This is a genomic window from Clostridium sp. CAG:43, assembly GCF_000434655.1.
Taxonomy (GTDB): Bacteria; Bacillota; Clostridia; order Lachnospirales; family Lachnospiraceae; genus Otoolea; species Otoolea fessa.
In genome coordinates this window covers 87,414-94,452 of sequence record NZ_FR895029.1, presented here as the reverse complement: position 1 = coordinate 94,452, position 7,039 = coordinate 87,414, and the positions used below count along the sequence as shown (strand labels likewise).

Here is a 7,039-nt window from a genome sequence, read left to right as displayed (position 1 = left end):
GAAGGTGCTCTGCCGGGGTCACGTAGCAGAGGAAGGAAGCACCGGCGGATGCTGCGATTGCGCCTCCGATGGCAGCCGTGATATGGTCGTAGCCCGGCGCGACGTCCGTCACCAGCGGACCGAGCACGTAGAACGGGGCACCCTTGCAGACGGACTGCTGAATTTTCATATTGGCAGCGATCTGGTCGAGCGGCATATGTCCCGGACCTTCGATCATGACCTGGACATTTTTCTCCCAGGCGCGGCGGGTCAGCTCACCGAGTGTCAGAAGCTCTTCCAGCTGTGATACGTCGGTTGCGTCCTCCAGGCAGCCCGGGCGGCAGGCGTCGCCGAGACTCAAGGTCACGTCGTATTCCTGACAGATATCGAGCAGGCGGTCAAAATGCTCATAGAATGGGTTCTCCTGTCCGGTCATTTCCATCCATGCAAAAATAATGGAACCGCCGCGGGAGACGATGTTGGTCAGGCGTTTCATTTTTTTGAAGCGCTCGGCGGTGTTTTTATTGATTCCTACATGGATAGTCAGAAAATCAACGCCGTCTTTTGCGTGCATTTCCGCGATCTGCAGCCATTCTTCCGATGTGATTTCACGCAGTGGCTTGTGGTAATAAACCACAGCGTCATAGATCGGCACGGTTCCGATGATGGCCGGGCACTCGGCTGTCAGCTTGCGGCGGAACTTCTGGGTATCGCCGAAGGAGCTTAAATCCATGATAGATTCTGCGCCCATGGCAACCGCGTCATTGACCTTCTGAAGCTCCATGTCAAGGTCGTTTAAATCGCGGGAGGTTCCGAGGTTGACGTTGATTTTTGTGCGGAGTGCGGAGCCGATTCCGTTCGGATCCAGGCAGGTGTGACATTTATTTGCCGGGATCACGACCTGTCCGGCAGCAACCAGTTTGACCAGCTTTTCTGGTTCCATCTGCTCTTTTTTGGCAACCGCCAGAAGCTCCTTCGTCAGGATTCCCTTGCGGGCGGCATCCATCTGTGTGGTGTAGTTCATGCGTAGTCCTCCTTTTTCGGAGGGAAGTGAGCGGAATCTAAAATGGGAATTTGAAGAAGAGAGTTCCTTTTCCTGAAAGAAAGGGGATACAGTAAAACCATATGTATGATCCATTTCGTAAAAGATATATGAGCGCAGGTAAAATAAAAAACCTGCACCGCGCAGGTACAGGTCAGACAAGGTATATTTGCTGAAACATTCGGATAGATTTATCGATTGTTTTTCATGTCATCGCGTATATTCCCTACGTTGGCATTACCCAAATCAGGTTATAAAGGTCGAAGTTGGATGACTTCCTCTCAGCCCGCTCACGAGCTCCCTCATTCATTTGTGGCAAGTGTAGCACGGCGGCTCTGGTTTGTCAATGGGGGGATTGTCTGGACGAATCCCCCTCACTATGCTATAATAAGGGGCATCAAGTCATTTTGGTTGCTTTATCGTTACTGCTCATGGCAGGTATTTTGAAAACCACATGGACAGCAACATTGTATGCACGGGAGAATGAGATGAAGGAAAATATGAAAATACGAGGTCAGCTGCGGACGTATCTGCAGTGGCCGATCATACTGTCGGTATTCCTGTTGGCGGCGAACCTGGCAGTTGGGATCGTGAGCCCGGCTGCCGGTCTTGTGATGTCCGGATTTACGGTTATATATGTGCTGGTGGCACTCTGGCTGTTCATGTACCGGAGAAAACGTCTGATGGGCGGACTGGTGGAGTTTTCGGCGGAGTATGCGTGGGTGCAGAAACAGCTCCTCTATGAGATGGCGGTGCCGTATGCCATCGCGGACACAGAGGGACATTTCCTCTGGTTGAACCACTCCTTTTCGGAGATCGTCGGGGAAGATAAAAACTGCCGTAAGAATATCGCGGCGGTCTTTCCGGAACTGACACGGGAAGTTTTGGATGAGATGGACGAAAAAACGAGCGTTCATTCTTCATTTGACGGCAGATTTTACCGGATCGATATCCAGCAGGTGGCGCTGAGCGAGACGGAAGGTATGAAGCTTGGCGCGGTGGACGAGGACAGCGGTGAGATGCTTTTAGTGCTGTATCTCTGCGATGAGACGGAGATTCTGCGCTGCAAGCAGCAGATCAACAACCAGCGTCTGGTGGCGGGACTTATTTATCTCGACAACTACGACGAGGCGCTGGAGAGTGTCGAGGAGGTACGCCGTTCCCTGCTGGTTGCCCTGATTGACCGGAAAATTACGAAGTATTTCATGGCGATGGAAGGTATCGTCAAGAAGCTGGAAAATGACAAGTACCTGTTTGTGATCAAACAGCAGTACACGAAAGAAATTCAGGAGAGCCGCTTTTCGATCCTGGAGGATGTCAAGACGGTTAATATCGGAAATGATATGGCTGTCACGCTGAGTATCGGTATGGGTATGAACGGCGACAGCTACATCCGCAACTATGAGTATGCGAGAACGGCGATTGATATGGCGCTGGGACGCGGCGGCGATCAGGCGGTCGTCAAGGATGGCACGAAGATCCGCTACTACGGCGGCAAATCGCAGCAGCTGGAAAAAACGACCCGTGTCAAGGCACGTGTCAAAGCGCATGCGATGCGCGAGCTGATGGATACGAAGGATAAGATGCTGATCATGGGACACAAGATCGGCGATACGGATTCCTTTGGCGCGGCGATTGGTATCTGGCGGATTGCGACCTCTTTTAATAAAAAGGCGCGGATCGTCATCAATGGAGTCAATTCTTCCGTGAAACCGATGATGGCGCGGTTTGAAAACAGCTCCGATTACCCGGAGGATCTGTTCTTAACCGGCGAGGAAGCGGCGGAGTGGGCGGATTCCAACACGATGTTAGTTGTGGTTGATGTCAACCGCCCGAGTATCACGGAGGCACCGGAACTGCTCAAGCAGATCAAAACGATCGTGGTGCTTGACCATCACCGCCAGAGCAGCGAGATCATCGACAATGCGGTGTTATCTTATGTCGAGCCGTATGCGTCTTCGGCGTGTGAGATGGTAGCCGAGGTATTGCAGTATATCGGCGACGACGGCATCAAGATCAAGCCGGCGGAGGCGGATGCGATGTACGCCGGTATCGTGATTGACACAAACAATTTCATGAACCAGGCAGGTGTCCGCACCTTCGAGGCGGCGGCGTTCCTGCGTAGAAACGGCGCGGATGTCGTGCGTGTGAGAAAGCTGTTCCGCGACCGGCTGGAGGACTACCGGGCGAGAGCTGAGGCGATCCAGAAAGCAGAGATTTATCACGGTGCATTTGCGATTTCCGTGTGTCCGTCCGAAGGACTTGAAAGTCCTACCGTGGTTGGCGCACAGGCGGCAAATGAGCTTCTGGATATTGTAGGCATCAAGGCGTCATTTATCCTGACGCAGATGGGCGACACGATCTATTTCAGCGCGCGTTCGATCGATGAGATCAACGTGCAGATTATCATGGAGCGCTTGGGCGGCGGCGGACACCGCACGATTGCGGGCGCACAGCTTAAGGGTGCGACGATCGATGAAGCCAGAGAGAAATTAAAAGATCTCATTACGGATATGATGGAGAAAGGAGAAATATAACGATGGAAGTTGTATTATTAGAGGATGTAAAGGCACTTGGCAAAAAAGGTCAGATTGTAAAGGTAAGCGACGGCTATGGACGCAACTTTATTCTGACAAAGAAACTGGGAATCGAGGCAACACCGAAGAACTTAAATGATCTGAAGCTGCAGAAGGCAAATGAGGCGAAGATCGCGGCAGAGCACCTGGCAGCAGCGAAGGATCTGGCAAAACATCTGGAGGATAAGTCCATCACCCTGTCCATCAAGGCAGGCGAGGGCGGAAAAGCATTCGGCTCTGTTTCTTCCAAGGAGATTGCAAAGGCGATCAAAGATCAGTTAAATCTGGATATTGACAAGAAGAAACTGGTTCTGCCGGAGCCGATTAAGACCTTTGGCACACACGAAGTTCCGATCAAGCTTCACAAAGAAGTAACCGGAAAACTGGCAGTAAAGGTTGTAGAAGCTTAATATGGAGGACTGAATCATGGATGAAGCCCTGATAAAGCGGGTTCTCCCGCACAGTGTAGAGGCGGAACAGTCAGTCATCGGATCCATGCTTATGGATCGGGAAGCAATTATCGCGGCGTCTGAGATTATCACAGGCGCCGATTTTTACCAGCACCAGTACGGCGTCATGTTTGAGTCGATGGTCGAGCTTTTCAACGAAGGAAAGCCGGTCGATCTGGTGACGCTTCAAAATCGGCTGCGCGAAAAAGATGTTCCGCCGGAGGTCAGCAGCCTGGACTTTGTTCGGGATATCATGACATCTGTGCCGACTTCGGTCAATGTCAAATCGTATGCCAATATCGTGCGGGAAAAGGCAGTCCTGCGCCGGTTGATAAAAGTGAATGAGGAGATTGAAAACCTCTGTTACGGCGGAAGGGACAAGCTGGAGGATATTCTGGCGCACACGGAGAAATCGGTGTTTGACCTGCTCCAGAGCCGCGGAGGCGGAGAGTTTGTGCCGATCCGGCAGGTGGCGTTGAATGTTCTGGAAAAGATTGAGGCGGCGTCGAAGAGCAACAGCACTGTCACGGGTATTCCGACCGGATTTATCGATCTGGATTACCGGACGTCGGGATTCCAGCCGTCCGATTTTATTTTGATTGCGGCGCGTCCTTCGATGGGTAAGACGGCGTTTGTTCTGAATGTCGTCGAGCATGTGGCGGTCAAAAAAGGGCTTCCGTGCATGGTATTCAGCCTGGAAATGTCGAAGGAACAGCTGGTCAACCGTATGCTGTCGATGGAGTCGAATGTCGATTCCCAGAAGCTGCGTACCGGTACGCTGACGGATTCCGACTGGGATGCCGTCGTGGAAGGCATCGGTACGATCGGAAGTTCCAAGCTGATCATCGATGATACGCCGGGTATCTCGATCTCGGAGCTGCGCTCGAAATGCCGCAAGGTGAAGCTGGAGTACGGTTTAAGCCTTGTCATTATCGACTATTTACAGCTGATGAGCGGCAGCGGAAAGAGCGGAGAGAACCGCCAGCAGGAGATCTCGGAGATTTCTCGTTCACTAAAGGCGCTGGCACGAGAGCTGAATGCGCCGGTTATCTCCCTGTCGCAGCTTTCCCGTGCCTGCGAGACACGTCCGGACCACCGCCCGATGCTTTCGGATCTGCGTGAGTCTGGTGCGATTGAGCAGGATGCCGATGTGGTTATGTTTTTGTACCGTGATGATTATTACAACAAGGATACGGATACGCCGAATATCGCGGAGGTAATCATTGCCAAACAGCGTAATGGTCCGATTGGAACGGTGCAGCTGATGTGGAGACCGGAGCTGACGAAGTTTGCGAATTTGGCGAAATAACGATAGAATCGTGTAAGGGACGGGACTGGATGGAAATTGCACCGTCTGCGTCTCCTGTTATGATTGTGCGCTTGTTTTCACTACACGTGTTCGTCCATGGCGGACTGCATCCGCCCTGTTCGGACGCGTGTGTTCAAGATTCGTACAATTCATAACTGGAACGCCGACTCTGCAATTTTCATCCAGTCCCTTTTTTTGGATAAATATATGATTGATAAAAGATTATTATGTAAAAAGGAATATGAGAAATGTTTGAATTGATAAAAGAATCGGATCTGAACACCGTCCGCCATTTTTACCGCGCCTTAGCTGGAACCGAGTTCTGCGCGTGGACGGACATCTATCCAGGGGAGTCGGAGCTACAGTCGGATTTTTCTAGGGATTCGCTTTTTTGTATCCGGGATGATGTGTCGGGGGAGATCGCGGGGCTGGTTTCGATCGATGATGATCCGGAGGTGGAATCGATTGCTTGCTGGTCGGAGGAGCTGCAGCCGTCGGCAGAAATTTCCAGACTGGGTGTGGCGGAGAAGTACCAGAACCGAGGCATCGCACGCGAGCTTCTGGCAGGCGCGATGGAGGAACTTAGAAGACGCGGTTGCAAGAGTGCCCATATGCTGGTGGCGAAGGACAATGTGAAAGCGCTGCGGTCGTACGAGAAGCTGGCCTTTGAGAAGGTCGGTGAGTATGTGCTGCAGGGGCATGATTACTGGTGCTTTGAGAAGAAGCTGTAGATGGAAATAGGTAACTGTTCAGTAGGTCTGCTCATTTACTGCGCTGACCGTACGAAAACATGGGTCAGCAGGCAAAAATCCCATTGGCGTAGGCAATTTTTAATGGATTTTTGCGCGTAACTGTGAAGGTACTGAAAAGTTACAAATATCCAAAAAAACAGGAGGAATCAACATGGCTGAAAAGCAGCGCATTCTCATCGTAGATGACGACTACAACATTGCTGAACGTGCCAAGGCACATTCTTTTTTATGTAAATGCTATTCATATTTATTTTGAACCCCGCATATAGTAGTAGTAAGGTACCGGGGAGGACAAGCAGAATGAATAAGAACAAGCATTACCTGATTTCGGATGCTTCCAGACAGGTGCAGGTGGAGGCTCACGTGCTCCGGTACTGGGAGGACGAGCTGGGGCTTCCGATTCCGAGAAATGAACTGGGGCATCGGTACTATACGGAGTTTCATATCCAGCTGTTCCGTCAGATCAAGCAGTTGAAGGAACAGGGGTACCAGTTGAAAGCCATACGGGGAATCCTCGGAAAAGTGGAAGAAAATCAGAAAACAGAACCGGAAGCGCTTCTGGAAGCGCAGGCACAGGCGGTTTTCCGGGAAACGGGAACAGGAGAGCGTAACATGAGCAGGCAGGAAAATATGGAAATGAAAAAAAATACAGAGGTAGAAAACAAGGAAACAGAACTGCCGCAGGCAGAGGTTTCCCAGCCTCTGGCGGGGGAGAAGATGCGCCAGTTTCAGGAGATCATGAACCAGGTCATCGGGCGCGCGATCGAGGAAAACAGCGAAAAACTGAGCCAGGATGTCAGCTATCTGGTGCATGATAAATTGATGAAGGAGCTGGAATACCTGATGAGGGTCTCTGATGAGCGGGAGGAAGAGCGCTTCAAGCGCCTCGACGAGGTCATCCGCGCGTATCAGCGGGAAAACCAGGGGCGAGC

6 protein-coding genes and 1 riboswitch (1 of these 7 running past the window's edge) are annotated in these 7,039 nt (G+C 51.6%); of the genes, 5 read left to right on the top strand and 1 reads right to left on the bottom strand.

The features are described from left to right. Positions 1-1,003: phosphomethylpyrimidine synthase ThiC (gene thiC, locus QVO97_RS02695; RefSeq protein WP_288188727.1), on the bottom strand; the 1,003-nt coding region annotated here is incomplete at its 3' end. Positions 1,004-1,227: 224 nt separating this feature from the next. Then, positions 1,228-1,335, bottom strand: a riboswitch (TPP riboswitch). 174 nt (positions 1,336-1,509) lie between these two features. Here thiC and QVO97_RS02690 point away from each other — a divergent pair. From QVO97_RS02690 to QVO97_RS02670, 5 genes are all read left to right on the top strand, one after another. After that, entirely contained in the window at positions 1,510-3,558 is a 2,049-nt protein-coding gene (locus QVO97_RS02690) for a DHH family phosphoesterase (protein ID WP_022358875.1), read from the top strand. A gap of 2 nt (positions 3,559-3,560) precedes the next feature. Further along, positions 3,561-4,007 carry a 50S ribosomal protein L9 gene (rplI, locus tag QVO97_RS02685; protein WP_022358874.1) on the top strand — a complete coding sequence of 149 codons (447 nt, stop codon included), beginning with the start codon at positions 3,561-3,563 and terminating at the stop codon, positions 4,005-4,007. A 16-nt stretch (positions 4,008-4,023) separates the two neighbouring features. After that, positions 4,024-5,355, top strand: coding sequence for a replicative DNA helicase (gene dnaB, locus QVO97_RS02680; RefSeq protein ID WP_022358873.1), 1,332 nt, complete (start codon positions 4,024-4,026; stop codon positions 5,353-5,355). A gap of 248 nt (positions 5,356-5,603) precedes the next feature. Then, on the top strand, positions 5,604-6,086 hold the full coding sequence (locus tag QVO97_RS02675; protein ID WP_022358872.1) for a GNAT family N-acetyltransferase: 483 nt from the start codon (positions 5,604-5,606) through the stop codon (positions 6,084-6,086). Between the two features lie 321 nt (positions 6,087-6,407). Continuing rightward, a protein-coding gene (locus tag QVO97_RS02670) for a helix-turn-helix domain-containing protein (protein ID WP_022358870.1) crosses the window boundary here: on the top strand, positions 6,408-7,039 show its 5' portion. Its footprint extends 79 nt past the window's final position; the window shows 632 of its 711 coding nt (coding positions 1-632); it begins with the start codon at positions 6,408-6,410; its stop codon lies beyond the right edge, outside the window.